This is a genomic window from Agromyces sp. MMS24-JH15, from assembly GCF_043518605.1.
Lineage (GTDB): Bacteria > Actinomycetota > Actinomycetes > Actinomycetales > Microbacteriaceae > Agromyces.
The window spans coordinates 995,139-1,020,406 of sequence record NZ_CP171358.1 but is presented as its reverse complement, the minus strand read 5'-3'; the positions used below and the strand labels follow the sequence as shown (position 1 = coordinate 1,020,406).

Genomic DNA, 25,268 nt, shown 5'->3' with positions numbered 1-25,268 from the left:
GTGGCCGGCTCAGGCGGCCATGCCGAGCATCGTGGGGACCTACTCATGCTCCGGAAGCTGCGGTGCGTCCCACCCGAAGTCCCGCCCGAGCTGGGCGGCGCGGGACACGGATGCCGCGCCGAAGCGTTCGCGCACGCCGTCGAGCACGGTGTCGAGTCGCTGCCCGTCGCCCCAATCGATCGGGAGCTCGAGCGGGATCTCGTCCCCACGCGAAAGCTGCGCGAAGGACACGCCGATGAGGGTGATGCCGCGCGCGTCGATCTCGGATCGCGCGGCCACGAACAGGCCCCGCGCAAGGGAGAGCAGTACCGCGGTCCGGTCGGTCGGCGAACGCAGGCTGCGAGACCTGGTCGCCTTCGTGAAGTCGCCGAAGCGGAGGCGGAGCACGACCGTCCTGCAGGCGCGATCGCGGTCGCGGAGCCTGCGCGCCAGCCGGTCGACGATCTGCGAGAGGATGACGTCGAGCTCCTCGGGCGACCGTGGCCGGGAGCCGATCGCCCGTTGCGAGCCGATCGATCCGCGCCGCCGGGTGGTGTCGACCGGTCGTGGATCCCGCAATCGCGCGAGCGCGTGCAGGTGCGCCCCCGCAGCCCGGCCCAGCAGCCGCTCGGCCGTCGCCTCCTCGAGCTCGGCGAGCTCGCCGACGGTGCGGATCCCGAGGCGGTGCAACTTCTCCGCCGTCACCGCGCCGACGCCCCAGAGTCGCTCGACCGGAAGCGGGAGCAGGAACTCCTTCTCGCGCTCGGGTTCGACGATCAGCAACCCGTCGGGCTTGCTCACTGCGCTCGCGACCTTCGCGAGGAACTTGGTGCGCGCGATCCCGACCGAGATCGCCAACCCGACTTCCGCACGCACCCGGGCACGCAGGCGCACGGCGATCTGCTCAGGCGACCCCGAGAGGCGGCGCAGTCCGCCGACCTCGAGGAAGGCCTCGTCGATCGAGATGCCCTCCACGAGTGGGGTCGTGTCGCGGAAGATCGCGAAGACGTCCTTGCTCGCCGCCGAGTACGCCTCCATCCGGGGCGGAACGACCACGGCGTCCGGGCACAGCTCGCGCGCCTGCCGACCGCCCATCGCGGTGCGCACGCCTCGCGCCTTCGCCTCGTAGCTCGCCGCGAGCACGACACCGCCGCCGACGATGACGGGTCGGCCGCGAAGGGCCGGTGCATCGCGCTGCTCGACCGAGGCGTAGAAGGCGTCGAGGTCGGCGTGCAGCACGGTCGCCTCGCCCCGCATGCCGCCTCCTTCCGCTCGATCGCCGGGTTGGATCGTCGCATGCACCGCCGACATGGGAGTGCGCTCTCGAATCGATTCGATAGGCTGTCGCACGGCGTACCTGCGCCGACCATCCGACCTCCGCGTGCGACCCGAGACCATCCATGGCCAGATCCCTCACCACCGGCGCCCCGTGGCGCGTCATCCTCCTCTTCGCCGTCCCCCTGCTGCTCGGCAACGTCGTGCAGCAGCTGTACCAGATCGCCGACGCGATCGTCGTCGGGCGGCACCTCGGCGTGCTCTCGCTCGCGGCGATCGGGGCGACCGGCAGCCTGCTCTTCCTGCTGCTCGGCTTCGCGTGGGGCGTGACCTCGGGCTTCGCCATCCCGACCGCGCAGGCGTTCGGCGCGCGCGACCACGACGCCGTCCGGCGGTCGGTCGCCGTCGGCACGCTCCTGACCGGTGCGATGAGCATCGTGCTGACCGTCGGTGCGCCGCTCATCGCCGAGCCCGCGCTGCGCCTGCTGCAGACGCCCGAGGAACTCCTCCCCGAAGCGACCGCCTTCACGCAGATCAGCTTCCTCGGGGCATCCACCGTGATGTTCTTCAATTTCCTGTCGGCGATCATCCGCGCGATCGGCGACTCGCGGACGCCGCTCGTGTTCCTGACGATCGCGTGCGGGCTCAACGTCGTGCTCGTGCTGCTGTTCGTCGGCGTGGTCGACTGGGGCGTCGCCGGGGCGGCGCTCGCCACCGTGGTCGCACAGGCGGTGTCGGTCCTGCTCTGCCTCGAGTTCGTGCGGCGTCGCGTGCCGGCCCTGCACCTGCGCCGCGGCGACTGGCGCGTGCGCCGCGCCGAGGTCTCCGAACACCTGCGCGTCGGCCTGCCGATGGGGTTCCAGGCGTCGATCATCGCGATCGGCACGCTCACCGTGCAGGTCGCACTCAACGAACTCGGCGCCGGGGCCGTGGCGGCGTACACCACGGGAGCCCGAGTCGACTCGCTCGCCGTCGCCCTGCTCCAGTCGCTCGGCCTCGCGGTGTCGATGTTCGCCGCCCAGAACCTCGGCGGGCGCCGGCCCGACCGCATCCGCCGCGGCGTGGTCCAGGCGACCTGGCTCTCGATCGGCGCAGCCGTCGTGCTCGGCGCCGCCCTCATCGCGTTCGGCGAGCACCTCGTCCGGCTCTTCGTCGGCGAGGGTTCCGACGCGGTCGTCGCCGACGCCGCGACCATGCTCGCGATCAATGGCTTCAGCTACATCGCGCTGGGCGTGCTCTTCGTCCTGCGCGGCGCGCTGCAGGGCCTCGGTCACACCGTGGTCCCGACCGTCACCGGCGTCGTCGAGCTCCTCATGCGCGTGGGCGCTGCCGTCGTGCTCGGGTCGATCTTCGGGTTCGTCGGGGTGGTGTGGAGCAATCCGCTCGCGTGGATCGGGGCGGTCGTGCTCCTCATCCCCGCCTACGTGCGCGAGCACCGCCGCCTCGGACGGATGCGCGTCGAGCCGCGCACGGCGACACCCACCACGCCGATCCAGGTCATCGGGCCGGTCGACGGCTCCATGGCGGTCGACGCGATCGTGACCGGCGCGATCCCGGTCGTGGACCCGAGCGACGTGGCGACCGAGCGGCGCCCGCGGCGGGGCATCCGCGTCGGCCGAATCCGGCGCAGGGTCCGTCGCTGACGGGCTGCTCCGGGGTCACGCGCGGGGCGCGAGCCATCCTCGGAGCGACCGCGTCACGAACGGCAGCACCCAGTACGTCATCACCGGCGTGAGGGCGAGGGTGGTCGCGAGCACGCGCAGCCACAGCGGCAGGTCGCCCCACCCGGGGATCGGCGCGGTCAGGTAGCCGAACGCGAGGTTCACCGGGAAGAACCCGAGCCAGATCGTCACCGCCTGCTTCCAGCGCGGCGGCGCGACGGAAACGGTCGGCAGGCCGGTCGCGCCGGTCGCACCGACCTTCGAGGCCGCGATGGATGCCCCGGCCGAGGCATCCGCGACCTGGACCGAGCCCGTCGCGGGCTCGTCGAACCAGCCCTCGATGCCCGTGCGGCGGCGGCTCCGCTCCGAGCGCACGAACCCCTCGCCCATCGACAGCCACCAGCCGCGCTCGCCCGAGCGCTCCCAGGCGTCGAGCGACGACTCGTCGGCGAAGCGGTAGAGCATGTGCCAGACGGTCGAGTCCTCGCCGGCGCGGATCCAGCCTGAGCCGAGGAAGCCGGGGTACCGGTTCGCGAGGTTCACGCCGGTCTGCACCCAGGCGGTCGCCTCGGAGATGCGGGATGGGTCGACCTCGCGGCGGATCGACACGGTGATGGGCTGGTTCGTGGCCATGTGCGGTGGGGCTCTCGTGGGTCGCGCGACGGTGGTCGCGGAGCGGGGAGTCGGCGGCGCCTCGCGGGGTGTGCGGGTGCGCCGGGGAACGAGTGTAGGCGACGCACCCGGATGGATGCCGGGCTCCGGGTTCCGGGTTCCGGGCTCCTGCGCTGGCGGGTCGACCCGGCGTCGCCGCGGGCGACTGCTTCACTGGCCGGATGCCCCGCGCCGATGCCGATGCCGATGCCGATACCGCCGCCGACCCGACCGTCCACCGCCGCGCGCGGCTGGTCGCCCTCGCGGAGGCGATCGGATGCCTCGCCCTCGGCCTCGTGCTCCAGGTGCTCGACCGGACTCCCGTGATCGACGTGCTCGGGAGCATCCTGTACGCCGCGCTCGTCGGCTGCCTCGCCCTCCTCGTCGCGCCGCGCCTGCGGCCGTGGGCGGTCGCCGTGATCGCGTTCGGCGTCTCCGCGACGATCGAGCTGTTCCAGCTCACCGGCCTGCCCGCGATCGTCGTCGCGGCGGTGCCGCCGGCACGGCTCGTGCTCGGCAGCTCGTTCGACGCGTGGGACCTCGTCGCCTATCTCGGCGGGGCCACCCTCGCCTGGGGCCTCGCGGCGGCGTCGCAGCGCGGCGCACGCGCACGGGCTCGCACTAGGGTGACCACGTGACGGACTACCAGGTTCTCGAGATCGGCGCGCTCGACGAATGGCGCGAGCACTACGGCGGGTTCCGCCCCGACAGCTCGCGCGACGGACGACGCGTCGTCGACCACGAGCTCGCGATGCAGTACATCGGGCTGACGGCCAACGCGCTCGAACCCGGCGAGGAGGCCGGGTACTGGCACCGGCACGCGCGCGTCGAGGAGCTCTACGTCTTCCTCGCCGGGCGCGGGCAGATGGGCCTCGACGACGACGTGGTCGAGGTCGGCCCCGGATCGGTCGTGCGCGTCGGGCAGGGCGTGTGGCGCACCTGGCGCTGCGTGCCCGAGAGCCAGGGCGAGCTGCGCTGGCTGTGCATCCGCGCCGGCGGCACCGAACTCCCGCACTTCCCCGACGACTCGGAGCGCGGCCCGGAGCGGCCCTCACCCTGGTGACGCTCGCCAGCGGGTGAGGGCCGGACGGTCAGCCCGCGGCCTTGCGGATGTGCGCGGCGATCCGCTCCTCGACCTCGGGCGTGAGCTCGAGGAGCGCGAACGAGGTCACCCACAACGCGCCGTCGTCGAGTTGCGCGGCCTCCTCGAACCCGAGGGTCGCGTAGCGCGAGTCGAACTTCGACGCGGGCTTGAAGAAGACCACGATCTTCCCGTTCGCGTCCGCATAGGACGGGAAGCCGTACCAGGTCTTGGGCACGAGGTGCGGCGCGACCTCGCCGACGATCCGGACGAACCCCTCGGCGAGCGACTTGTCGGGCTCGGGGAGGGCGTCGACCGCCTCCCGCAGGGCCTTCTCGCCCGCCTCGCGGGTCTTGCCGGCCTTCGCCTCCGCGCGCAGTTCCGCCGCCCGGTTCTTGACCGCTTCGCGCTCCTCGACGGAGAGTCCGTCGTTCTTCCCAGCCATGTCCTGCTCCTTGTCCGATGCTCGTGGGCCGTGTCGACCCGGTACTCACGTTAGGCAGCGCCGGCGGGCGGCGCTTCTCGGATCCTGATCGATGTCGCGGACGAGCCTGCGAGAATCGCTTCCCATGAGCCACGAGGTCCGGATCGAGTACTGCACGCAGTGCGGATGGCTCCTGCGAGCGGCCTGGGTCGCCCAGGAGCTGCTGACCACCTTCCAGTCCGAACTCCTCGGCGGCGCCGTGACGCTCGTGCCGGGCACGGGCGGGGTCTTCGTGGTGCACGCCGACGGCGAGCAGGTCTGGTCCCGCAAGGACGACGGCGGATTCCCCGACATCGTCGAGCTCAAGCAGCGCGTGCGCGACCGGATCGCGCCCGACCGCGCGCTCGGGCATGCCGACCGGATCCGCCCGTTCCGGCTCCCCGGCGACGGATCGCCGCAGGACCGCTGAAGCCGCGCCGACCGACGCCGGTCAGCGCCCGTGCCGGAGCTTCGCGGCGCGGATGATGAGCGCGATCGCCCAGCCGAGCGCCGTGATCACCGGTGTCGCGACCACCAGCAGCGGGATCGGGTTCGGCTCGAACTCCATGCCCTTCGGCCCGCCGATGTACGCGCCGAGGGGGATGGAGATGCCGCCACCGCCACCGCCGCTGCCCTCGCCGTGGCCGGCCGGCATGGCGGTCCCCTCCTGGGTCTCGCCGGATCCCTCGCCCCCGCCGAAGCCGAAGGCGACGATGGCAACGGGCACGAAGTCGTGGCCGTTCAACGTGGTCTTCTCGCCGTAGGCCACGCGTGCGCCCCACTTGGGGGCGGACTCCGCCAGTGTCTCGCTGAGCTTCGCCATGGGTCGACGCTACGCGCATCGGCCGAGGGTGACCAGTCTCCGGGACGGATGCGTCGGATCGGGGCATCCTCGACCGGTTGACGCTCCGGCCGGCCCGGAGGAGGCTGGCCGCGTTCCCACGCAAGCCGGAAGGCGGTCGTCATGGTCCTCTCCAGGCGCGCGCTCGACGCGCGCGGATCCGTCGCGGTGGTCACGGACTTCTTCGGGCGGATCCGGGCGGCGGGTTCGGATCCCGATGCGCTCGACTTCACGTTCGGCAACCCGCACGAGATGCCGCTGCCCGGGCTCGTCGACGCGCTCCGCGCGAACGTCGAGCCGCGATCGGTCGACTGGTTCGCGTACAAGGACAACCTGCGCACCGCGCAGGACGCGGTCGCGGCCGGGCTGCGTCCCGAACTCGGCCTCGACTTCGAACCCGAGGACATCGCGATGACCCAGGGCGCGTTCGGTGCCCTGTCGCTCGCGTTCGCGATGCTCGCGGATGCCGGCGACGAGGTCGTGATCCCGGTGCCCGGATGGTTCTGCTACGCGCCGATGCTGCACGCCGCGGACCTCGTGCCCGTGGAGGCGGCGCTCGATCCGGCCACGTTCGACCTCGACGTCGACGCGGTCGCGCGCGCGATCACCGCGCGGACGCGGATCGTGGTCGTGAACTCGCCGGCCAACCCCACCGGCCGCATCTACCCGAGGTCGACCTGGGCGGCACTCGCCGACGTGCTCGAGGCGGCCTCCGCGCGGCACGGCCGCCGGATCTGGATCGTGTCGGACGAGCCGTACCGCCGCATCCGCTTCGACGGCCTCGGGTTCGACAGCCCGGCGGCCGCCTACCCGTGGACCGTCATCGACTACAGCTACGGCAAGGTGCTGCTCGCGCCAGGCGCCCGGCTGGGCTACCTCGCACTCTCGCCGCTGCTCCCACGCGACGAGCGCGACGAACTGCGGGCGGCCATGATGCCGCTGCAGCTCGCGATCGGATGGGGCTTCCCCGACGCGATCATGCAGTACTCGGTGCCCGCGCTCGAGACGGTGTCGATCGACCTCGGCGAGCTGACCCGCAAACGCGACCGACTGGTCGACGAGTTGCGCGCGGCGGGCTACGAGCTCACCCGGCCCGAGGGCACCTTCTACCTGTGGGGTCGCGCGCCGGGCGGCGATGCGGCGGCGTATTGCGACGCGCTCGCGCAGCGCGGGGTGTTCCTGATGCCGGGCACGCTGTTCGACCGGCCCGCGCACTTCCGGGTATCACTGACGGCGACCATGGGCACGATCGAGCGGGCCCTGCCGGCGCTCGTGGCGGCGGCCTCCGGATAGGCGGTGTTTCCCTCGGTGAAAGAATCACGCATCTTTCGCCGCGTGGAGCAGCGAAAATCCGTTCTTCGCGTCACCCGCCTGCCTACAGTGATCCCCGCGCCCCCGCCGCCGCATCGGAACGTCCCCCCGAACGCGGCATCCGCTCGCTCTGTCCCGACGAGCCGTCGCGGGCGCATGCTTGGAGCAGCACCGAGCGGCACGCCGTGCCCTCGATGAGAAAGAGGAGCAGACATGGCGCGGATCGGAGTGGTGGCCGAGCAGGCCCCCGAGTCCCGGGTGGCGGCGACGCCCACCACGGTGCGGCAGTTGATCGGACTCGGCTACGAGGTCGTCGTCGAGGCCGGCGCGGGACTGCACGCGTCGTTCCACGACGGGGCGTACATCGCCGCCGGCGCCCAGATCGGGTCCACGCTCGACGCGTTCGGCAGCGATGTGGTGCTCAAGGTGAATCCGCCGACCGACACCGAGATCGCGCTCCTCGAACCCGGCACCACGCTGATCGGCCTGCTGAGCCCCGCCTTCCGGCCCGAGCTCCTGGCCGCGCTCTCGGCGCGCGGCGTGACGGCGCTCGCGATGGACGCGGTGCCGCGCATCTCGCGCGCGCAGTCGATGGATGTGCTGAGCTCGATGGCCAACATCGCCGGGTACCGCGCCGTCGTCGAGGCTGCGAACGAGTTCGGCTGGTTCTTCACCGGGCAGGTGACCGCGGCCGGGAAGGTGCCGCCGGCGAAGGTGCTGGTCGCCGGCGCGGGCGTCGCGGGACTCGCGGCGATCGGCGCGGCATCCAGCCTCGGCGCGATCGTCCGCGCGACCGACCCGCGCCCCGAGGTCGCCGACCAGGTGAAGTCGATCGGCGGCGAGTACCTGAAGGTCGAGGTCGAGGTCGAGCAGTCGACCGACGGCTACGCGAAGGCGACGAGCGAGGCGTACGACCGGCGCGCGGCCGAGATCTACTCGGAGCAGGCGCGCGAGGTCGACATCATCGTCACGACCGCGCTCATCCCGGGTCGCGCGGCGCCCCGGCTGATCACGGCGGCGGATGTCGCGAGCATGAAGTCCGGCAGCGTGATCGTCGACATGGCGGCGGGCCAGGGCGGCAACGTCGAGGGCTCGGTCGCGGGCGAGCGGATCGAGACCGACAACGGCGTGATCATCCTCGGCTACACCGACCTCGCGTCGCGCCTGCCCGCGCAGGCGTCGCAGCTGTACGGCACGAACCTCGTCAACCTGCTGAAGCTCGTGACCCCGGAGAAGGACGGCGAGCTCGTCCTCGACTTCGACGACGTCGTGCAGCGGAACGTCACGGTCGTCCGCTCCGGCGAGACCACGTGGCCGCCGCCCCCCGTGCAGGTGTCGGCGGCGCCCGCCGCCGCGGCGAGCCCGTCGACCGGGCCGGCCGAGACCGTCGCACCGAAGCGCCCGTGGCTCACGCCCGCCCGCAGGGCCGGGCTCGTGGTGCTCGGCATCGCCGCGCTCTTCGCGGTGAGCGCGGTCGCGCCGGCGCCGCTCCCCCAGCACCTGACCGTGCTCACCCTCGCGATCGTCGTGGGGTTCTACGTGATCGGGAAGGTCGCGCACGCCCTGCACACCCCGCTCATGAGCGTCACGAACGCCATCTCGGGCATCATCATCGTCGGCGCGATCGTGCAGATCACGAGCGACGTGCTCCCGGTCCAGGTGCTCGCCGCGGTCGCGGTGCTGCTGGCCTCGATCAACATCTTCGGCGGATTCGCCGTGACCCGACGGATGCTCGCGATGTTCGCCAAGGGCGACCGGACCGCCGGCTGACCGAGACCCCGAGACTGCACCGAGGAGCCCAACGCACATGCCCGAATCCGCAACCAGCCTCCTGACGCCCGCGTCGATCGCCGGAGCCGCCTACCTCGTCGCGGCGCTGCTGTTCATCCTGAGCCTCGCCGGCCTCAGCCGACATGAAACCGCCAAGGGTGGTGTCGGCTACGGCATCGCCGGCATGGCGATCGCCCTCGTCGCGACGGTCTGGGCGACCTTCGCCGGCGCCTGGGGTGAGCCGGGCGTCATGCTCGGAGGCATCCTGTTCCTGATCGCCCTGCTCGTGGGCGGCAGCATCGGCCTGTGGCGCGCACGCGTCGTCGAGATGACCGGGATGCCCGAGCTCATCGCGCTGCTGCACAGCTTCGTCGGCCTCGCCGCGGTGCTCGTCGGCTGGAACGGCGCGCTCGATGCCGAGGACCTCGAAGGCGCGCTGCTCGACATCCACCACGCCGAGGTGTTCATCGGCGTCTTCATCGGCGCCGTGACCTTCACCGGCTCGATCGTCGCGTTCCTGAAGCTGTCGGCGCGGATCAGCTCGAAGCCGCTCATGCTGCCCGGCAAGAACGTGCTCAACCTCGGTGCGCTCGTCGCGTTCGTCGCGCTCACGGTCTGGTACGTCATCACGCCCGAGCTGTGGCTCCTCGTCGTCGTCACCGCGCTCGCGCTCGCGCTCGGCTGGCACCTCGTCGCGTCGATCGGCGGCGGCGACATGCCGGTCGTGATCTCGATGCTCAACAGCTACTCCGGCTGGGCGGCGGCGGCGTCGGGCTTCCTCCTGAACAACGACCTGCTCATCGTGACCGGTGCGCTCGTCGGCTCCTCGGGTGCCTACCTCTCCTACATCATGTGCAAGGCGATGAACCGGTCGTTCATCTCGGTCATCGCGGGTGGATTCGGCATCGCGGCGCCCGCGTCGGGCGACGAGGTGACCGGCGAGACCCGCGAGATCGGCGCGGCCGAGGCCGCGGACATGCTGCGCAACGCGACGACCGTGATCATCACGCCCGGGTACGGCATGGCCGTCGCGCAGGCCCAGTACCCGGTCGCCGACCTCACCGCCAAGCTGCGCGAGCGCGGGATCGGCGTGCGATTCGGGATCCACCCGGTCGCCGGGCGGCTCCCGGGTCACATGAACGTCCTGCTCGCCGAGGCGAAGGTGCCGTACGACATCGTCGAGGAGATGGACGAGATCAACGACGAGCTCGCGGGGACCTCGGTGGTCCTGGTGATCGGTGCGAACGACACCGTGAACCCGGCCGCGTCCGAGGACCCGAGCAGCCCGATCGCGGGCATGCCGGTGCTGCGCGTGTGGGAGGCCGACAACGTCATCGTCTTCAAGCGCTCGATGAACGCCGGGTACGCGGGCGTGCAGAACCCGCTGTTCTTCCGCGACAACGCCCAGATGCTGTTCGGCGACGCGAAGGAGCGGGTCGAGGACATCCTCAAGGCGCTCTGAGGCGCCGCGCGCCGCGGCCGGGCCCTGCCGCCCACGGCTGCGGCCGGGCGCGCGCGACTGCGGCCGGGCGCGCTGCAGCCGGGCGCGCATGGACGCGAATCGCCGCTTCCCGAGGTCGGGAGCGGCGATTCGCGTCCACGCGGTGAGTGGATGACCCGATCCCGGCGGTCTCGGGGCGCTGCGCGCGCTGATGGCTCGACGCGCGCTGATGGCTCGACGCGCGCTGATTGCTCAGCGCGCTGATGGCTCGGCGGGCTGATGGCTCAGCGCGCGCGCAGCGCCTCGTAGCCGGCCCGGTCGAGGAACGCCAGCCGGGCGTGCTTGTGCCCCAGGTCGATGACCGGCCCGAGCGCGAACCCGAGCCGCTCGAGCAGGGCGACCGCACGCCCGTTGGCGAGGTCGGGTTCGACGACGACGCGTCGCGCACGCGGATCCGCGAACACGAACCCGCCGAGCGCGATCGCGACGCGCGTCGTGAGCCCGGCGGTGGGCGCGCCTCGACCCCCGAGGAAGAAATGCAGCCCCACGTCGCCCTCGCGCACCTCGTAGCACTCGCCCACCGGGTCGTGGGCGGGCTCGTAGGTCTGGACGAGGGCGACGGGCTCGCCGTCACGGCGGAGGAGGAACGCGTGATGCGTCTCGAGGGAATCGACGAACCGGTACACCTCGGCGAGTTCCTCGCGCGAGTGCCCGCCGAGTCCCCAGAACCGGGCCCACGGCCGGCGGACCCAGTCGTGGACGACGTCGAGGTCGGCGGGCTCGTCGACGTCGAGCACGCGGAGCTCGAGGTCGCCCAGGACGCGATCGGTCGTGCGGTGCACGGTCTCGCCCGGAGCACCCGTGGTCAGCTGTTCCATGGGGACCCCTCTCGCCGGAGCCGGCTCCAGTCGGTCGTGATCGCGGTGGTCTCGGCGCGGGCCCACGCCGCGAGCTGGTCGTCGAAGTGCGGGTCGCCGGGGACGCCGGATGCCCCGAACGGCACGTTCCACCGGCTGCGCTCGCGGTCGCCGAGATCCCAGACCCATCGGGCGACGGATCCCCGGAAGGCGAGGTCGGTCACGCCCGGAACCGACCCGGTGCAGCACACGGTGTCGCCGGCGCCCGGGAGCCCGACGGATCGGACCCCGGCTGCCCTCGCGCCCGGCACCTCGGCGAGGACGTGCAGCGGCACGAGGCGGTGGCGGATGCCCCACGCAGGTGTCCCACTCGCGTCCATGTCGGCATCGGCATGGATCGACTCGGCGTGGATGGACCGCGCGCGGACGGACTCGTCGCGCGACGCATCCTCGAGCGCCGCCACGAGTTCCGCATCCGCGTCGATGTGCAGTCGGGGTGCCTCGAGGAGCGACTCCAGCGCGTCGCCGACGCGCTGGGCGACCGAGAACCACGGGTCGAAGACGGCACCCATTCCGTGCGGGGTATGCAATGGTGCGAGCGCGGAATGACCCGCGATACGGCGGACGAGTGCCGAGTGCCAGGCGGCGAACGCGCCGGCGGCAGGGTCGTTTGCGCGGCGGTGCCCGTCCCAGCCGAGCAGCGTCGCGGCCAGCGCCGCGGCCCCGGTCGACGTTCCCGGCGAGGCCGTGCGGCCCGCGCTCGACGCGCGCAACGCGAGCGCCCGGCGCAGTCGGTCGAGGAGCGCGACGGCGCGTGCGTCGAGGACGTCCGCGTGGATCGCAGCCATGTCGTCCGGTGTCGCGGCGTCGACCGGCTCGAGGAGTTCGGCGATGCGTCGCGCGCGGGTCGGGGCGGGGTAGGCGTAGCCGAGGTCGTGGCCCTCGCGGTCCGGCCGTTCGTTGGCGTCGACCGCGAACTGCGCGACCGGTTCGGCAGGTTGCCGCATGCGGATCCCGGGCGAGGTCGAATCCGCCCAGGCATCGAGCGGGAGGCGGCGCTCGGCGACCGATCGAACGGGCGCACACCCGGCGGTCCACCGGAGCACCGTGCCCGAGGCATCCGCCGCGAGCACGCGGTTCACCGGATCGACCCACCGGTCGAAGGCGGCGACGACGTCGTCGGCGCGCCGCGCCCGCAGGAGCGGGCGGAATGCGGCGAAGCCGAGGTCGGCGTCGACCCGAGCGGGCATCCGGAGGCTGAAGGCAGTGCCGGACGCCGGTACGTCGGAAGCCGCCGCGTCGGAATCCGCCGCCTCGGAAGCCGCTGCACCGGAATCCGCGAACTCGAACCCGGCGACGACCGGCCCTCGCGCAGTCTCGAGCACGCGCACGGTTGCCGCGCCCTCGCCGCGCACCGCGATCGACTCGACCTGCGCTTCGACCGGCTCCCAGCCGTCCGCGCCGAGCGCCTCGATCCGGCCGTCGATCTCGCGGAGGCGCTCGGCGAAGACGTCGACGCCGTGCGCCATCGCGTTCGTGATGCCCCACGCGGCGGAACCGGTGTGCCCGAACTGCTGCACGCCGGGCACGCCCGGGAAGGCGAGCCCGACGACGTCGTAGTCGGGACACGCGAGCCGGACCTGCTGGTAGACCCCGGGCAGCTCGAGGAGCCGGTGCGGGTCGCCCGCGAGGATCGGGGCGCCCGACGCGGTCCGGCTGCCGTGGATCGCCCAGGCGTTGCTGCCGGCGCCGCTCGGCGCTCCGGGCGTGAACGCGTCGACGAGCGCGTCGCCGAGCTGCCGCCGGACGTGAAACCGCCAGAGCAGGTTCGGGAACGGCGAGAACAGCACGTGCGCGACCAGGAAGACCCCGAGCGGCGCCCAGGCCGGCCACGGCGAGGCTGCGACCGGATGTCCGGCGAACGCCTCGACACCATCGAGTTCCGCGAACTCGGGCGCCGCGGCGCGGCCCGCGGGCAGTCCGGCGTTGACGCCGCGCACGTACGCGTCGACCCACGCGCGGTCGTCGTCATCGAGCGCGGCATACGCGCGTTCGGCGGTGTCGGCGAGGCGGACGCGTCGGGCGAACCGGTCCCAGTCGGCGCCCGCTCGGCCGATCCGCTCGGCCAGGCGGCCCTCGGCGCGCCACCGGTCGACCTCGATCTGCCAGGCGCGATCGATCGCGGTGACGTATCCCTGGGCCTCGGCGAGGGCGAGTTCGTCGTCGGCGCGCAGGTGCGGGACGCCGAGTGCGTCGCGGAAGAGCTCGGATGCCCCGGGCCGATGCTCACCCATGAGCGGGCGCCGGGATCACGGACCGGCCGATCGGGTTCGCCATGGTCCCCGCGTAGAGCAGCGACTCCGACTGGTTCGCGAGGTCGACCATCTGCAGCGTGTTCCGCAGCTGCAGCCGGTTGAGGCACGAGTGAGCGAACCGGTCGGCGCGCAGGTCGACCGAGGTGTCGAGGTCGGGGTGCTCCTGCGCGTGCCGGTCGACGCACTCGGCGACGAGCCGCCAGAACGCGGCCTCCGGGAGCGCCCCGTCGCCGTCGAGGATCGCGGCCAGGTGCCGGAGCACGCCGTCGAACACGTCGGTGAAGACCGCGAGGGCCTGCTCGGCCGGCTCGACGACCGATCGGATCCGCGACACCTCCTCAGGGAGTTCCGGCCGCCCCGAGAGCACCGCGACCTCCTCGCCGATGTCCTTCATGAACACCCGGCGGACCACGTGCCCGTCGAGCACGAGGATCACGTTCTCGCCGTGCGGCATGAACGCGAGGTCGTGCACGAGGAGCGTGTGCACGACCGGGCGCAGGTAGGCGTGGAGGTAGGCGCGCACCCAGTCCGCGGCCGGGATGCCCGACGCGCGCACGAGCGCGGTCGCGATCGACGCGCCCGAGGCATCCCGGTGCAGCAGCGCCGCCATGGTCGCGAGCCGCTCGCCCGGCGCGAGGCGCGGCACCGGGCTCTCGCGCCAGAGCGCGGCGAGCATCTTCCGCTGCGCCGAGGGCGCGGGCGCGCGGTGGTACGCGTCGCCGGTGTACCCGATCGACGCGTGCTCGCGCAGCACCTCGAAGCGGGCTTCGCGCAGCGTGGCATCCGACGCGACGAGGTCCGCGACCCAGTCGTTGATCACGGGCGTCGCGCGCATGTAGGCGGGCGACAGCCCGCGGAGGAATCCCATGTTCTGGACCGCGATCGCGGTCTTCACGTAGGAGCGCTCGGGCCGCGACGCGTTGAAGAACGTGCGGATCGACTGCTGCGCCCGATAGTCGTCGTCGCCTGCTCCCAGGTGCACGAGGTCGCGACGCGCGAGGTCGGGTGCGAAGGTCACGGCGATCCGGTGCTGCCACTGCCACGGATGCACCGGGAACCACCGGTAGTCGGATGCCTCGAGCCCGAGGTCGGCGAGCCGCCCGGCGAAGCGGGCGAGCTGGGCCGTGCCGAGTTCGCCCGTGAAGAGCGCGTCCTCGTCGAGTCCGCGGCCGAGCGCGAGGTGCGTCGCGTCGCGTCGGGCCGCGAGCCAGACGAGGCGCACGGATGCCCCCGCCTCCGGCGCGAAGGCCCGGAACTCGTCGAGCCCGAAGCCGATGCGGCCGTTGTTCGCGACGAAGCCGGGGTGGCCCTCGGTCATGCCGGACTCGATCGACTGGAAGTCCGCGACAGCGAGCTCGGCCGCCGGGAGGTCGCCGCGATCGAGCTTGAAGGCGGCGCTCGCGAGCGTCGAGGCGAGTTCCTCGAGGTAGGTGCCGAGCAGCTGGTCGGGGATGCCGAGGTCCTCGCGGAGTTCGATCACGAGTTCCTGCGCGTCGAGCGGGGCCGGCCGGCCGTCGATCGTCCGGCTGAGGCTCGCCTCGTCGATCGACCAGTGCTCGAGGGCGTTCCGGCGCGCGGAGAACGTGTAACTGGATGCGCCGGTGTCGAGTCGGTGGAAGCCGGTGCGGCCCGCGCCGTCGGTTTCGCCCCCGTCGACGTCGAGCACCGCCGGGGCGAGCAGCCGCTCGTGCGTGAACTCGGCGATCGCCTTGGCGACGAGGTGGCGCTGCGCGCGCTCCATGGTCTCCGGACGCAGGTGGCGGGCCGGGTCGGCGCTGGGCGCAGACGCCGACGCCGACGCGGGGGCCGGCGCGGGCGCGGGGGGCCCCGCGGGGACCGATGCAGGCGCCGATTCACGCGCCGACGCGGGCGCCGCGCCGTCGCGCGGATCCAGCACCGCCAGGCTCGCGCGCTTGCCGGGCAGGTCGACCTCGCCGACGATCCGGAACCCGGCCTCGGCGTTCTTCCGGGCGATCGCGGTGTTGCGGACGTCGGGCTCGACGACGATGCGCGTCGCGCCGAGCGCGTCGAGGCAGAACCGGACCACGGCGCTCATGACCGAGGAGGTCAGCCCGTGCACGCGCTCGCCGCGCGGCGGCGCCACGAGCAGGTGCATGCCGACGTCGCCCGGCTCCGCGTCGAACACGTCGGCGAGGAGCACCTGCGCGGGGTCGTACGTCTCCACGAGGAACGCGGGCTCGCCGTCGCGCGAGCCGAGCCAGGCGGACTGGTGCGGGTCGGCCGCCACGCCCCGCAGGTACGCGCGTACCTCGTCGACCGAGAGGTCGCCCATCTGCCAGAACGCCGAGTGCGGATCCGAGAGCCAGTCCTGCACGCGCGGAGCGTCGCGGTCGGGATCGATCGGCCTGATCGCGAGGCGCCCGGCGGGCGTGTCGAGGTCGAACGCCGCGACCGTTGCGGCAGCCGGGCTCATCGGCGCGCTCCCGCCTCGACGCGACGACTCGAGTCCCGACCCGAGTCCCGACCCGAGTCCAGACTCGACCCCCGACTCGACCCCGGATGCGCGACGCGATCCGCGACCGGCTCCGCCGGGGCATCCGCATCGGATCCCGCGCTCCGCGCCGCAGCCGGGACGCCGAACTCCTGGAACGCGATCCGGCGTTCGATCGGGTACGGCTCCTCGCCCAGGATCGACGCGAGGATGCTCGAGTTGCGCCACGCGCCGAACCCGAGGTCGGGCGCGGTGAGGCCGTGCGTGTGCTCCTCGCCGTTCTGCACGAAGATCCGCCCGCGGCCGCCGTCGACCGAGTAGTCGCGTGCGACGGCGAGCCGGCCGACCTCGTCGCGCTCGACGAGGTCGCCGAGCGGGTCGAGGAACGACGGCACGCGCGCCCGGTAGCCGGTCGCGACGATCACCGCGTCGACCGCCCAGTCGTACTCCTCGCCGAGTTGGGCGTGGCGGAGCCGGAGGCGGACGCCCCGGGATGCGCCGGGGCCGGACGCATCGGAGGAGTCCGAGGTCGAGACATCCGAAGCCGAGGCGCCCGAGCCATCCGAACCCGAGCCCGGCCCGAGCGCCACCGCCCCGACCACCTCGGTGTCGGTGAGCAGGTTCGTCGGCACCGGCCGCGCCGCGCTCTTGCGGTAGAGGGTGTCGAAGATGTCGTCGACGAGGTCGCCCGAGATGCCCTTGTAGAGGCTCCGCTGCTCGCGGCCGAGCCGGTCGCGCACCGCGGGCGGCAGCGCGTGGAAGTGGTCGGTGTACTCGGGCGAGGTCAGCTCGAGGGTGAGCTTCGTGTACTCCATCGGGAAGAACCGCGGCGACCGCGTGATCCAGTCGAGCCGGTACTCGTGCTCGTCGATCGTCTCGAGCAGGTCGCGGTAGATCTCGGCCGCCGACTGTCCGCTGCCGATGATCGCGATCGAGCGGGCGGCGCCGAACTCGTCGCGCCGATGCAGGAAGTCGGCGCTGTGCACCACCCGCTCGGCGACGCTCGCGAACGCGTCGGGCAACGTCGGCTCGGTGCCGATGCCGAGCACGACGTGCCGCGCCAGGTGCACCTCGGCGGTGCCCGGCAGGGGCTCGCCGTCACCATCGACACCCACCGAGCGCACCGCGAACACGTCGTCGGATGCCTCGTACGAGACTTCGGTCACCCGCCGCCCCCACCGGAGCGTGTCGAGCCGATCGGCCGCCCACCGGCAGTACGCGTCGTACTCGGCGCGCAGCGGGTAGAAGCTCTCGCGGATGTAGAACGGGTAGAGCCGGCCGCGCTCCTTCAGCCACGCGAGGAACGAGAACGGCGAGGTCGGATCGGCCATCGAGACGAGGTCCGCCAGGAACGGCACCTGGATCGTCGCGCCCTCGATCATCATGCCGTGGTGCCAGCGGAACCCGTCGGCCGAGTCGAGGAACACCGCGTCGAGGTCGAGCGGGTCGGCGAGGCACGCGAGGCCGAGGTTGAACGGGCCGATGCCGATGCCGACGAGGTCGTGGACACGGGTCGCGGCGGTCGGTCGGGCCGCGCTCGCCGTGGTCGCGGAGGCGGTCATCGGGCCGCCTCCGCCGCGAGCGACTCGGATGCCTCGTCGAGGTGCGCCGCGTCGCGGAGCGCCTCACCCGACGCGCGCACGAGGTCGAGCACCGCCTCGACCTGCGCGAGCGTCGTCTCGGGGTTGAGCAGCGTGAGCTTGAGGCACGGCCGGCCGTCGATCACGGTCTTCGCGACGTGCGCCCGACCCGACTCGAACAGCACCCGGCGGATGAGCGGCACGAGCCGGTCGGACTCGGGCTCGGGGCATCCGACCGGGGCGTACCGGAAGAGCACGGTGCTGAGGTCGCTGCCGCCCACGAGTTCGAGGTCGTCGGATGCCCCGACCGCGCGCCGCACGTCGGCGGCGAGGTCGACCACCCGGTCGAAGAGCGCGCCGATGCCGTCGGCGCCGAGCGCACGCAGCGTGGCCCACAGCTTCAGCGCGTCGAAGCGCCGGGTCGTCTGCAGCGACTTGTCGACCTGGTTGGGCTCGGCGTTCTCGAGCGGGTTCAGGTAATCGGCGTGCCAGGCGATCGCCGCGAGGTCGACGCGGTCGCGCACGACGATCGCGCTCGAGGAGACCGGCTGGAAGAAGCTCTTGTGGAAGTCGACGGTGACCGACCGGGCGCGCTCGATCCCGGCGAGCAGGTCGCGCCGAGTCGGGGAGACGAGCAGGCCGCACCCGTAGGCGGCGTCGACGTGCAGCCAGATCCCCTCGCGGTCGCACACGTCGGCGATCGCGGCGAGCGGGTCGATCCGACCGCGGTCGGTCGTGCCCGCGGTCGCGACCACGGCCATCGGCAGGCGGCCCGCGGCGACCAGCCCCGCGACGGAGGCGGCGAGCTCGCTCGGCCGCATCCGCCCCTCGGCGTCGACCGGGACGAGCTCGACGGCGTCGTCGGCGAGGCCGAGCAGGAGGGCGGACTTCTGCACGCTGAAGTGGCTCGAGTCGGTCGCGAGCACGACCAGGCGGGCGATCGCATCCGACCGGGTGAGGCCGAGGTCCGCCCGGGCGGCGGCCACGGCCGCCTCGCGGGCCAGCAGCAGACCCTGGAGGTTCGAGAGCGTGCCGCCGGAGGTGAAGACGCCGTCGCCGTCGGCGAAGCCGATGCGCGCGGCGGTCCACTCGACCAGGCGGCGCTCCATGAGGGTTCCGACGGTGGACTGGTCGTACGTGTCGAGCGAGGGGTTCATCGCCGCGAGGATCGACTCGGCGGCGACCGCCGGCACGGCGACGGGGCAGTTGAGGTGCGCGAGGTAGGCGGGGTCGTGGAACCAGACCGCGTGCTCGACGAAGAGGTCGTCGAGCTCGCGCAGGGCGTCGGCCGTGCCGATGCCGGCGGCGTCGAGGTCGACCGCGTCCACGAGCGACTGCAGGTCGGCGCGGGACGCTCCGGAGAACGGCTGCGAGACCGTCTGGAACCGTGCGGCGAGGCGGTCGACGACAGCGCCGACGGCGGTCGCGTACTCGTCCGCGGACGCGGCGTTCAGGATGTCGGGCACGGCGGATGCTCTCCCTCTGGTGTCGGGCTTCGGGGGGATCGACGGCCGGAAGCGGCACGCCGTCGCCCCGCATTCGAGGGGCGATCTTAGGTAAGCCTCGCCTAAGTTAGCAGCGTTCGGCATGGGCGTCGACCCGTGTCATTCCGTGACGGCGGGCTCCCAGCAACGCCCCGCGTAGGATGGATCGACATCCCCTCCGACGCGAAAGAGGTCCCCGTGGCCGAGGTCCACGACGCTGCGCCCATCCGGGCGGGCTACTGGGTCGTCCCCGTCACCAGAGGCGTCATCGCGCTCGTGCCGGGCGCCGCCATCGCGTTCGTCCAGGACCACTCCCCCGCCGTCGGCCTCGTCGTCTTCGGCGCGTGGGCGATCCTGACGGGCCTCGTCGTCGGCGCGCTGTCGCTTCGCCTCGTCGAGGACCGCGCGATCCGGGTCATCCTCGCCGTCCAGGCCGTCGTCACCGCGACGGCGGGCCTCCTCGCGCTGACCGTGCCCGGCGGGCTCGCCTTCCTCGCCGTCCTGCTCATCACGTGGGCCGCGATCACCGGCATCCTCGAGATCTTCGCGGGCCTCCGGGCCCGCGGACGCACGCCCGCCGCACGCGACTGGCTTACCGCCGGCATCCTGACCGCCGCCTACGCCGTGGTCGTGCTGGTCGTGCCGTCCGACTCGGTCACGGTCGTCGGGTTCCTCGGCGGCTACCTCGTCGTGCTCGGCGTCGCGCTCGTCATCGGAGGACTCTCGCTCAAGTGGGCGACCGCCGCACCCGCGGTCGACGTGCCCGCAGCACCACGAACGGAGCAACCGTGACCCAGTCCCCCGGCGACGGCTACAAGCCCAGCCGCCGCGAGATCCTCCGCCCCGCCGAGTACGTCGGCGGCGCCGCGATCGCCGCGATCTTCGTGGGCGTCATCACGCTCTTCGGGACCCGCGACTGGACCATCACGCTCATCGCCACGGGCGGCGTCTTCATCATCGTCCTGATGGTGCTCGCGCTGCTCACGATGGCGATGAAGCCGGATGCCTCGGAGCAGGCCGAGCTCCGCGACGACGACGGCACGCCCGGCGAGGAGCGCCCCCCGGCGCACTGACGCCACCGGTGATCGAGTAGCGCCGACGCGGAGCGGCGACGCGTATCGAGATCAGCCGCTCCTTCGTCGCTGCCTACTCGACCACCGGGGAGGCCCGTCGCCGCCTGCTCGACCACCGGGGAGGCCCGTCGCCGCCTACTCGACCATCGGGGAGGCGGCGCAGCCTACAGGCGGTCGACCAGGTCGTCCGCGATTCCCACGTACGTCGCGGGCGTGAGCGCGAGCAGGCGCTGCTTCGCCTCGTCGCCGATCTCGAGCCCGTTCACGAACTCGGCGAGCTCGGTCCCGCCGACGCGCTTGCCGCGCGTCAGCTCCTTGAGCAGCGCGTAGGGGTCGCTGATCGTCGACCGGCCGGCGACGACCTCGGCGCGGATGACCGTCTGGATCGCCTCGCCGAGCACCTCCCAGTTGCCGTCGAGGTCCTCGAGCAGCAGCGCGCGGTCGAGGTCGATCTCGTCGAGGCCGCGGCGGATGTTGTCGAGCGCGAGCAGCGAGTGCCCGAAGCCGACGCCGATGTTGCGCTGCGCGCTCGAGTCGGTCAGGTCGCGCTGGAGGCGCGAGGTCACGAGCGTCGCGGCGAGCGAGTCGAGCACGGCCGAGCTCAGCTCGAGGTTCGCCTCGGCGTTCTCGAAGCGGATCGGGTTGACCTTGTGCGGCATGGTCGACGACCCGGTCGCCCCGGCCGCCGGGATCTGCCGGAAGTAGCCGAGCGAGATGTAGGTCCAGATGTCGGTGGCGAGGTTGTGCAGCACGCGGTTCGCGTGCGAGACCTTGGCGTAGAGCTCCGCCTGCCAGTCGTGCGACTCGATCTGCGTCGTGAGCGGGTTCCAGTCGAGCCCGAGCGACTCGACGAACTCGCGCGACACCTCGGGCCACGAGACATCCGGAGCCGCGACGAGGTGCGCCGAGAACGTGCCGGTCGCACCCGAGAACTTGCCCAGGTACTCGGTCTGCTCGACCTGCTTCGCGATGCGCTCGAGCCGATGCGCGAACACCGCGAGCTCCTTGCCCATCGTCGACGGCGTCGCGGGCTGGCCGTGCGTGCGCGACAGCATCGAGGCATCCCGGTGCTCGACCGCGAGCTCGGCGATGCGTGCGATGACCCCGCGCAGCTTCGGCAGCCAGACGCCCTGGACCGCGTCGCGCACGGTGATCGCGTACGAGAGGTTGTTGATGTCCTCGCTCGTGCACGCGAAGTGGGTGAGCTCGGCGATCGCGTCGAGCCCGAGGTCGCTGAGGCGGCGGCGCACGTAGTACTCGACCGCCTTCACGTCGTGGCGGGTCGTCGCCTCGAGGGCGCCGAGCTCGTCGATGTCGGCCTGGCCGAAGTCGGCGACGACGGCGCGCAGCGACGCCTTCTGCTCGTCGGAGAGCGCCGACGAGCCGAAGAATCCGCGGTCGGTCTGGGCGATGAGCCACTCGACCTCGACCTGGATGCGGGCGCGGTTGAGGCCCGCCTCGGACAGGTGCTCGCCGAGTTCGCCGACGGCCTGCCGGTAGCGTCCATCGAGCGGGCTGAGCGGCTGGGGAGGCAGCGAAGTCATCGGATTCCTTGTCTGAGAGCCGGCGCGAGTTGCCGGAAGAGCGCCTGAGTCGACCGCTCTATCATCCCAAGAACTCGATCGAAGGTCGCTTCGTCCGAGTAGTACGGGTCCGGGACGTCCTGCAGCGTCGCCAGTTCGGGCTCGAACTCGAGCAGCAGGCGCACCTTGTGCTGGTCGATGATCCGCGCGGCCCAGTTGCGCAGGATGCGCGCCTGGCCGCGGTCGAACGCGACCACGAGGTCGAGCGCGGGGAACTCGCTCGGGTCGAACTGGCGGGCGCGGTGGCGGCTGCCGTCGTAGCCGGCGCGGGCGAGCGCGTCGATGGTGCGCTGGTCGGCGCGTTCGCCGACGTGCCAGTCGCCGGTCGCGGCGGACTCGATCGCGAGCGCGTGCTCGAGCCCCGAGCGTTCGGCGAGGGAGCGCAGCACGACCTCGGCCATCGGCGAGCGGCAGATATTGCCGGTGCACACGAATGAGACCCGGAAGGGTTGCGCGGCGTCCCCGGCGGGTTCCGGACGCGTCATGACCCCTATTCTGGACGACAACCGGCGCGCGGCACAGTGCCGATCCACCCCGCGAGCGGGGGTGTTCACCGGGTCGTCCGCCGACCGGCGTCGGTCGCGGTTCGGAGGTCGGATGAACTCGGATGCCCCTGCCGCCGATGTCGTCGTCGATGCGGACCTCGTGCGCCGCCTGCTCGCCGAGCAGCACCCGGACCTGCTCGGCCCGGAGGCCGCGGCCGCGCGCGCTCCCGTGCCCATCGTCGAGGTGTCGAACGGATGGGACAACGCGATCTTCCGCGTCGGCGACGGCGTCGCCGTGAGGATGCCCCGGCGCGCGATCGCCGCAGGGCTCGTCGCCGGGGAGCATCGGTGGCTGCCCGAACTCGCGTCGCGCCTGCCGGTGCCGATCCCCGTGCCCGTGCGGGCCGGACGGCCGGGCGCCGGGTACCCGTACGCGTGGAGCGTCGTGCCGTGGCTGGACGGTCGGGACGCGGCATCCGTCGCCCCGGCCGAACGTGCGGGCATCGCCGTCGATCTCGCCGCGTTCGCAGGGGCGCTCGCCGTGCCCGCACCCGCCGACGCGCCCGCCAACCCCTTCCGCGGCGTCCCGCTGGCCGCCCGCGATCGGGTGACGCGCGACCGGTTCGACGCGATCGCCGAGGCCGGGCTGCTCGACGCATCCGACCTCGCGGTGCTCGAGGCCGCATGGTCGGATGCGGTCGCCGCGCCCGCGTGGTCGGGGCCGCCGGTCTGGGTGCACGGCGACCTGCACCCCGCGAACCTGCTGATCGAGGATGGCGCGCCCGGGGCGTCCGCGCGGCTGGGCGCCGTGCTCGACTTCGGCGACCTGACCGCGGGCGATCCCGCGACCGATCTCGCGACCGCCTGGCTCACGTTCGACGGGCTCGGCCGGGCGCGGTTCGCGGCCGCGATCGACGCGCTCACCGGTGCGGATGCCGCGACCTGGCGCCGCGCCCGCGGCTGGGCCGTGGGGCTCGGGTGCGCGATCCTCGCGACGGTCGGCGCGGACGGCCGGATCGGCCGGATCGGCGCGCACGTGCTGCGGGAGGTGGCCACCGAGGCGTCCTGAGGTCGGGCGCCAGCGGGCCGTCGGCGACTCCGGCGGTCGCGCACGACCACTCCTCCCCCGGCGCGCTCACCACGGATCCCTGCCTGCCCGGTTCGGTCCGGCCGTTCGACCCGCCGTGGCTGCCGCAGGCTCGGCCCATGGACGACCACCGACCCGCGATCGTGCTCGCCGTGACGCCGTTCACGGCGCGGCGCCTAGCGGAGGCCGAGGCGCACCGCCGCGCACTCGAGCACCTCGCCGACGAGGTCTCGACGCACCGACCGGCGCTGCTCCGGTCGCCCGCACCCGCGACCTGGCAGTCGGATGCCGCGTCGCAGTACCGCCGGCGGCTCGACGACCTCCACGACTGGTTCGGGCAGGGCGCCGACCACATCGACCAGGCGCGCGACGCCCTGGACGTGCGCATCGCGGCGATGCGGCGTGCCCTCTCCGCCGCGGCCGCGGCGCAGCAGGTCGGGTCGCCCGGGCCGTGAGCGACGACCTCGTCATCACGTCCGGTGGCGGGACCCGGGTCGCTTCCGACGACCTCCTCGTCGAGGCCGTCCGCCTCGGCGCGATCGCCGGATCCGCCGCCGACTGGGCCGCACGCGCCGGCGTGATCGGCCGCGGGCTCGCGCTGGTCGGCCTCGAAGCCGAACCGGGCGCCTGGAACGGGCTCGAACCGGACCGTGCGCTGACCCGCGCCGGGTACTTCCTCGACCACGCCGCGGACCGGGCAGACCGCCTGCGCCGGGACCTCGTCGAGGCGGCGGAGCGCTACGGCGAGACGGAGGCCCGCATCGCCCGGCTCTGGGACCTCGGCGCCCGTCTCGGCGCCACGATCTTCATGCCGACCGTCCTCGGTATCGCCGCACCGGTCGTCGCTGCCATGACTGGAGTCGCCGTGCTCGGACCGGTCGTCGGCGTCGACACCGCCGACCTGGCCCGACGCGTCCTCGCGGATCCGACGACGCTCCGGTTCGTGCGCGCCGCCGGAGGCGCCGTCGACGAACTCGTCCTCACGTCGCTCGGTGTGCCGGCGCCGCTCGCACTGCTCATCGGCAACCGGATGCGCGCGCCGGAGAACGCGTCCGTGATCCTGCTCGGCGCGGCCGCGGCCGGCCTCGTCGGTTCCACGACGCTCGTGGAGGGGCCGGTCGCCGTGCGCCGGGCCGACACGGCTCCGGCCCACCGGCGCACGCCCCCGCCCGCCGGGGTCGGCGAGGTCTCGCGGCGGATCCCCGTCGCGGAGGAGGGGACTCCGCAGATCGTCGTCGAACGCTACGGCGAGGGCGACGACGCCCGATTCATCGCCTACATCGGCGGCACGGTCACCTTCGAACGCGAGCCGACGACGCAGCCGATGGACCTCACCAACGCCGTCGCGGGGGTCGAGGAAGCGTCGACGCTGCCGGTCGACGCGCTCCTGCCGGAATCGACCGCGGCGGGAGAACGCGCCGCGCTCGCGGCGCTCGAGGCAGCCGGTGCGACGGCGGACAGTCCCGTCATCGTCGTCGGGCACTCGGCCGGGGGGACGATCGCCGCCGCGCTCGCCGCGGGCGACGAGGTGAACGTCGTCGCCGGCTACAGCTTCGGCGGACCGGTCGGACCGTTCGACACCGGCGACACGCCGTTCCTGTCGGTCGAGCATGCCGACGACCTCGTCCCGACGCTCGGCGGCGCCGCGCAGGAGGAGCCGGCGGGGCGCGTGCGGGTGACGCGTTCGGCGGTGGGCGATCCCGCCGACGCGCCGATTCCCGCCCATGCGCTCCGGGCGTACCGGGAGACCGGGGCGCTCATCGACGCGTCCGATGCACCCGAGGTGGAGCAGTTCACCCGGATCCTCACCGAGTTCACGGGCGAGGATCCGGGTGTCCGAACCGAGTGGCGCGTCGAACGCGTCGGGGCGAGCGGATGA

Annotated in this window: 23 protein-coding genes; 12 read left to right on the top strand and 11 right to left on the bottom strand. The window is 73.0% G+C overall.

The window, feature by feature from the left end; translation table 11 throughout:
* Nucleotides 1-39: 39 nt before the first annotated feature.
* A complete protein-coding gene (gene dinB / locus ACDF64_RS04650; protein ID WP_394553686.1) occupies nt 40-1,236 on the bottom strand; it encodes a DNA polymerase IV in 1,197 nt (398 codons plus the stop codon).
* 143 nt (nt 1,237-1,379) lie between these two features.
* Here dinB and ACDF64_RS04645 point away from each other — a divergent pair, with 143 nt between their 5' ends.
* Nucleotides 1,380-2,897: an MATE family efflux transporter gene (locus ACDF64_RS04645; protein WP_394553684.1), complete on the top strand. Its 1,518-nt coding sequence runs from the start codon at nt 1,380-1,382 to the stop codon at nt 2,895-2,897.
* 15 nt (nt 2,898-2,912) lie between these two features.
* On the opposite strand, the gene ACDF64_RS04640 is transcribed toward ACDF64_RS04645, so the two are convergent.
* Entirely contained in the window at nt 2,913-3,548 is a 636-nt protein-coding gene (locus tag ACDF64_RS04640) for an antibiotic biosynthesis monooxygenase (RefSeq protein ID WP_394553682.1), read from the bottom strand.
* Between the two features lie 200 nt (nt 3,549-3,748).
* On the opposite strand from ACDF64_RS04640, the gene ACDF64_RS04635 reads away from it, so the two are divergent.
* Together ACDF64_RS04635 and ACDF64_RS04630 are read left to right on the top strand one after the other, a co-directional pair.
* Complete coding sequence (locus ACDF64_RS04635; RefSeq protein ID WP_394553680.1) at nt 3,749-4,204, top strand: DUF2809 domain-containing protein; 456 nt, start codon at nt 3,749-3,751, stop codon at nt 4,202-4,204.
* Nucleotides 4,201-4,629 (top strand): cupin domain-containing protein, encoded by a 429-nt coding sequence (locus ACDF64_RS04630; protein ID WP_394553679.1) that lies wholly within the window; start codon nt 4,201-4,203, stop codon nt 4,627-4,629. The genes ACDF64_RS04635 and ACDF64_RS04630 overlap by 4 nt, the downstream gene beginning before the upstream one ends.
* A 28-nt stretch (nt 4,630-4,657) precedes the next feature.
* Here the strand turns inward: ACDF64_RS04630 and ACDF64_RS04625 are convergent, their stop codons facing one another.
* Nucleotides 4,658-5,092 (bottom strand): hypothetical protein, encoded by a 435-nt coding sequence (locus tag ACDF64_RS04625; protein WP_394553678.1) that lies wholly within the window; start codon nt 5,090-5,092, stop codon nt 4,658-4,660.
* A gap of 124 nt (nt 5,093-5,216) precedes the next feature.
* On the opposite strand from ACDF64_RS04625, the gene ACDF64_RS04620 reads away from it, so the two are divergent.
* Nucleotides 5,217-5,540, top strand: a complete 324-nt coding sequence (locus ACDF64_RS04620) for a SelT/SelW/SelH family protein (RefSeq protein ID WP_394553677.1) — start codon at nt 5,217-5,219, stop codon at nt 5,538-5,540.
* Between the two features lie 21 nt (nt 5,541-5,561).
* Here ACDF64_RS04620 and ACDF64_RS04615 read toward each other — a convergent pair whose 3' ends face one another.
* A complete protein-coding gene (locus ACDF64_RS04615) occupies nt 5,562-5,933 on the bottom strand; it encodes a hypothetical protein (protein ID WP_394553675.1) in 372 nt (123 codons plus the stop codon).
* A gap of 141 nt (nt 5,934-6,074) precedes the next feature.
* Here ACDF64_RS04615 and ACDF64_RS04610 point away from each other — a divergent pair, with 141 nt between their 5' ends.
* The 3 genes from ACDF64_RS04610 (at nt 6,075) to pntB (ending at nt 10,494) form a co-directional block, all read left to right on the top strand.
* A complete protein-coding gene (locus ACDF64_RS04610; protein WP_394553674.1) occupies nt 6,075-7,244 on the top strand; it encodes an aminotransferase class I/II-fold pyridoxal phosphate-dependent enzyme in 1,170 nt (389 codons plus the stop codon).
* 231 nt (nt 7,245-7,475) lie between these two features.
* Complete coding sequence (locus ACDF64_RS04605) at nt 7,476-9,032, top strand: Re/Si-specific NAD(P)(+) transhydrogenase subunit alpha (RefSeq protein ID WP_394553673.1); 1,557 nt, start codon at nt 7,476-7,478, stop codon at nt 9,030-9,032.
* A gap of 37 nt (nt 9,033-9,069) precedes the next feature.
* On the top strand, nt 9,070-10,494 hold the full coding sequence (gene pntB, locus ACDF64_RS04600) for a Re/Si-specific NAD(P)(+) transhydrogenase subunit beta (protein WP_394553672.1): 1,425 nt from the start codon (nt 9,070-9,072) through the stop codon (nt 10,492-10,494).
* Between the two features lie 263 nt (nt 10,495-10,757).
* Here pntB and ACDF64_RS04595 read toward each other — a convergent pair whose 3' ends face one another.
* From ACDF64_RS04595 to ACDF64_RS04575, 5 genes are read right to left on the bottom strand one after another with little or no spacing between them, the layout of a single operon-like run.
* On the bottom strand, nt 10,758-11,351 hold the full coding sequence (locus ACDF64_RS04595) for a GNAT family N-acetyltransferase (protein ID WP_394553670.1): 594 nt from the start codon (nt 11,349-11,351) through the stop codon (nt 10,758-10,760).
* Complete coding sequence (locus ACDF64_RS04590) at nt 11,339-13,624, bottom strand: penicillin acylase family protein (protein WP_394553669.1); 2,286 nt, start codon at nt 13,622-13,624, stop codon at nt 11,339-11,341. Before ACDF64_RS04590 ends, ACDF64_RS04595 begins: the two co-directional genes overlap by 13 nt.
* Entirely contained in the window at nt 13,617-16,079 is a 2,463-nt protein-coding gene (locus tag ACDF64_RS04585) for a GNAT family N-acetyltransferase (protein WP_394553667.1), read from the bottom strand. Before ACDF64_RS04585 ends, ACDF64_RS04590 begins: the two co-directional genes overlap by 8 nt.
* Nucleotides 16,076-17,659, bottom strand: a complete 1,584-nt coding sequence (locus tag ACDF64_RS04580) for a lysine N(6)-hydroxylase/L-ornithine N(5)-oxygenase family protein (RefSeq protein WP_394553664.1) — start codon at nt 17,657-17,659, stop codon at nt 16,076-16,078. Before ACDF64_RS04580 ends, ACDF64_RS04585 begins: the two co-directional genes overlap by 4 nt.
* Complete coding sequence (locus ACDF64_RS04575; protein ID WP_394553663.1) at nt 17,656-19,143, bottom strand: pyridoxal phosphate-dependent decarboxylase family protein; 1,488 nt, start codon at nt 19,141-19,143, stop codon at nt 17,656-17,658. The genes ACDF64_RS04580 and ACDF64_RS04575 overlap by 4 nt, the downstream gene beginning before the upstream one ends.
* 216 nt (nt 19,144-19,359) lie before the next feature.
* On the opposite strand from ACDF64_RS04575, the gene ACDF64_RS04570 reads away from it, so the two are divergent.
* A complete protein-coding gene (locus ACDF64_RS04570; RefSeq protein ID WP_394553662.1) occupies nt 19,360-19,953 on the top strand; it encodes a hypothetical protein in 594 nt (197 codons plus the stop codon).
* Complete coding sequence (locus ACDF64_RS04565; protein ID WP_394553659.1) at nt 19,950-20,234, top strand: ABC transporter ATP-binding protein; 285 nt, start codon at nt 19,950-19,952, stop codon at nt 20,232-20,234. Before ACDF64_RS04570 ends, ACDF64_RS04565 begins: the two co-directional genes overlap by 4 nt.
* Before the next feature lie 164 nt (nt 20,235-20,398).
* On the opposite strand, the gene purB is transcribed toward ACDF64_RS04565, so the two are convergent.
* Nucleotides 20,399-21,778, bottom strand: a complete 1,380-nt coding sequence (purB, locus tag ACDF64_RS04560) for an adenylosuccinate lyase (RefSeq protein ID WP_394553658.1) — start codon at nt 21,776-21,778, stop codon at nt 20,399-20,401.
* Nucleotides 21,775-22,302, bottom strand: coding sequence for a low molecular weight protein-tyrosine-phosphatase (locus ACDF64_RS04555; RefSeq protein ID WP_394553657.1), 528 nt, complete (start codon nt 22,300-22,302; stop codon nt 21,775-21,777). The genes purB and ACDF64_RS04555 overlap by 4 nt, the downstream gene beginning before the upstream one ends.
* Before the next feature lie 112 nt (nt 22,303-22,414).
* Between ACDF64_RS04555 and ACDF64_RS04550 the strand changes: the two genes are divergently transcribed.
* The 3 genes from ACDF64_RS04550 (at nt 22,415) to ACDF64_RS04540 (ending at nt 25,268) form a co-directional block, all read left to right on the top strand.
* The gene (locus tag ACDF64_RS04550) at nt 22,415-23,371 is read left to right on the top strand and encodes an aminoglycoside phosphotransferase family protein (protein ID WP_394553656.1); all 957 of its coding nucleotides are present in this window, start codon (nt 22,415-22,417) and stop codon (nt 23,369-23,371) included.
* 137 nt (nt 23,372-23,508) lie between these two features.
* Nucleotides 23,509-23,844: a hypothetical protein gene (locus ACDF64_RS04545; RefSeq protein ID WP_394553655.1), complete on the top strand. Its 336-nt coding sequence runs from the start codon at nt 23,509-23,511 to the stop codon at nt 23,842-23,844.
* A complete protein-coding gene (locus ACDF64_RS04540; protein WP_394553653.1) occupies nt 23,841-25,268 on the top strand; it encodes a hypothetical protein in 1,428 nt (475 codons plus the stop codon). The genes ACDF64_RS04545 and ACDF64_RS04540 overlap by 4 nt, the downstream gene beginning before the upstream one ends.

Excerpts from the sequence above, each read along its gene's own strand:
- ACDF64_RS04545 (WP_394553655.1), top strand. The coding sequence starts at position 23,509 with ATGGACGACCACCGACCCGCGATCGTGCTCGCCGTGACGCCGTTCACG.
- purB (WP_394553658.1), bottom strand. The coding sequence starts at position 21,778 with ATGACTTCGCTGCCTCCCCAGCCGCTCAGCCCGCTCGATGGACGCTAC.
- ACDF64_RS04645 (WP_394553684.1), top strand. The coding sequence starts at position 1,380 with ATGGCCAGATCCCTCACCACCGGCGCCCCGTGGCGCGTCATCCTCCTC.
- pntB (WP_394553672.1), top strand. The coding sequence starts at position 9,070 with ATGCCCGAATCCGCAACCAGCCTCCTGACGCCCGCGTCGATCGCCGGA.
- ACDF64_RS04640 (WP_394553682.1), bottom strand. The coding sequence starts at position 3,548 with ATGGCCACGAACCAGCCCATCACCGTGTCGATCCGCCGCGAGGTCGAC.
- ACDF64_RS04635 (WP_394553680.1), top strand. The coding sequence starts at position 3,749 with ATGCCCCGCGCCGATGCCGATGCCGATGCCGATACCGCCGCCGACCCG.
- dinB (WP_394553686.1), bottom strand. The coding sequence starts at position 1,236 with ATGCGGGGCGAGGCGACCGTGCTGCACGCCGACCTCGACGCCTTCTAC.
- ACDF64_RS04610 (WP_394553674.1), top strand. The coding sequence starts at position 6,075 with ATGGTCCTCTCCAGGCGCGCGCTCGACGCGCGCGGATCCGTCGCGGTG.
- ACDF64_RS04590 (WP_394553669.1), bottom strand. The coding sequence starts at position 13,624 with ATGGGTGAGCATCGGCCCGGGGCATCCGAGCTCTTCCGCGACGCACTC.
- ACDF64_RS04585 (WP_394553667.1), bottom strand. The coding sequence starts at position 16,079 with ATGAGCCCGGCTGCCGCAACGGTCGCGGCGTTCGACCTCGACACGCCC.
- ACDF64_RS04580 (WP_394553664.1), bottom strand. The coding sequence starts at position 17,659 with ATGACCGCCTCCGCGACCACGGCGAGCGCGGCCCGACCGACCGCCGCG.
- ACDF64_RS04625 (WP_394553678.1), bottom strand. The coding sequence starts at position 5,092 with ATGGCTGGGAAGAACGACGGACTCTCCGTCGAGGAGCGCGAAGCGGTC.
- ACDF64_RS04605 (WP_394553673.1), top strand. The coding sequence starts at position 7,476 with ATGGCGCGGATCGGAGTGGTGGCCGAGCAGGCCCCCGAGTCCCGGGTG.
- ACDF64_RS04555 (WP_394553657.1), bottom strand. The coding sequence starts at position 22,302 with ATGACGCGTCCGGAACCCGCCGGGGACGCCGCGCAACCCTTCCGGGTC.
- ACDF64_RS04615 (WP_394553675.1), bottom strand. The coding sequence starts at position 5,933 with ATGGCGAAGCTCAGCGAGACACTGGCGGAGTCCGCCCCCAAGTGGGGC.
- ACDF64_RS04620 (WP_394553677.1), top strand. The coding sequence starts at position 5,217 with ATGAGCCACGAGGTCCGGATCGAGTACTGCACGCAGTGCGGATGGCTC.
- ACDF64_RS04595 (WP_394553670.1), bottom strand. The coding sequence starts at position 11,351 with ATGGAACAGCTGACCACGGGTGCTCCGGGCGAGACCGTGCACCGCACG.
- ACDF64_RS04550 (WP_394553656.1), top strand. The coding sequence starts at position 22,415 with ATGAACTCGGATGCCCCTGCCGCCGATGTCGTCGTCGATGCGGACCTC.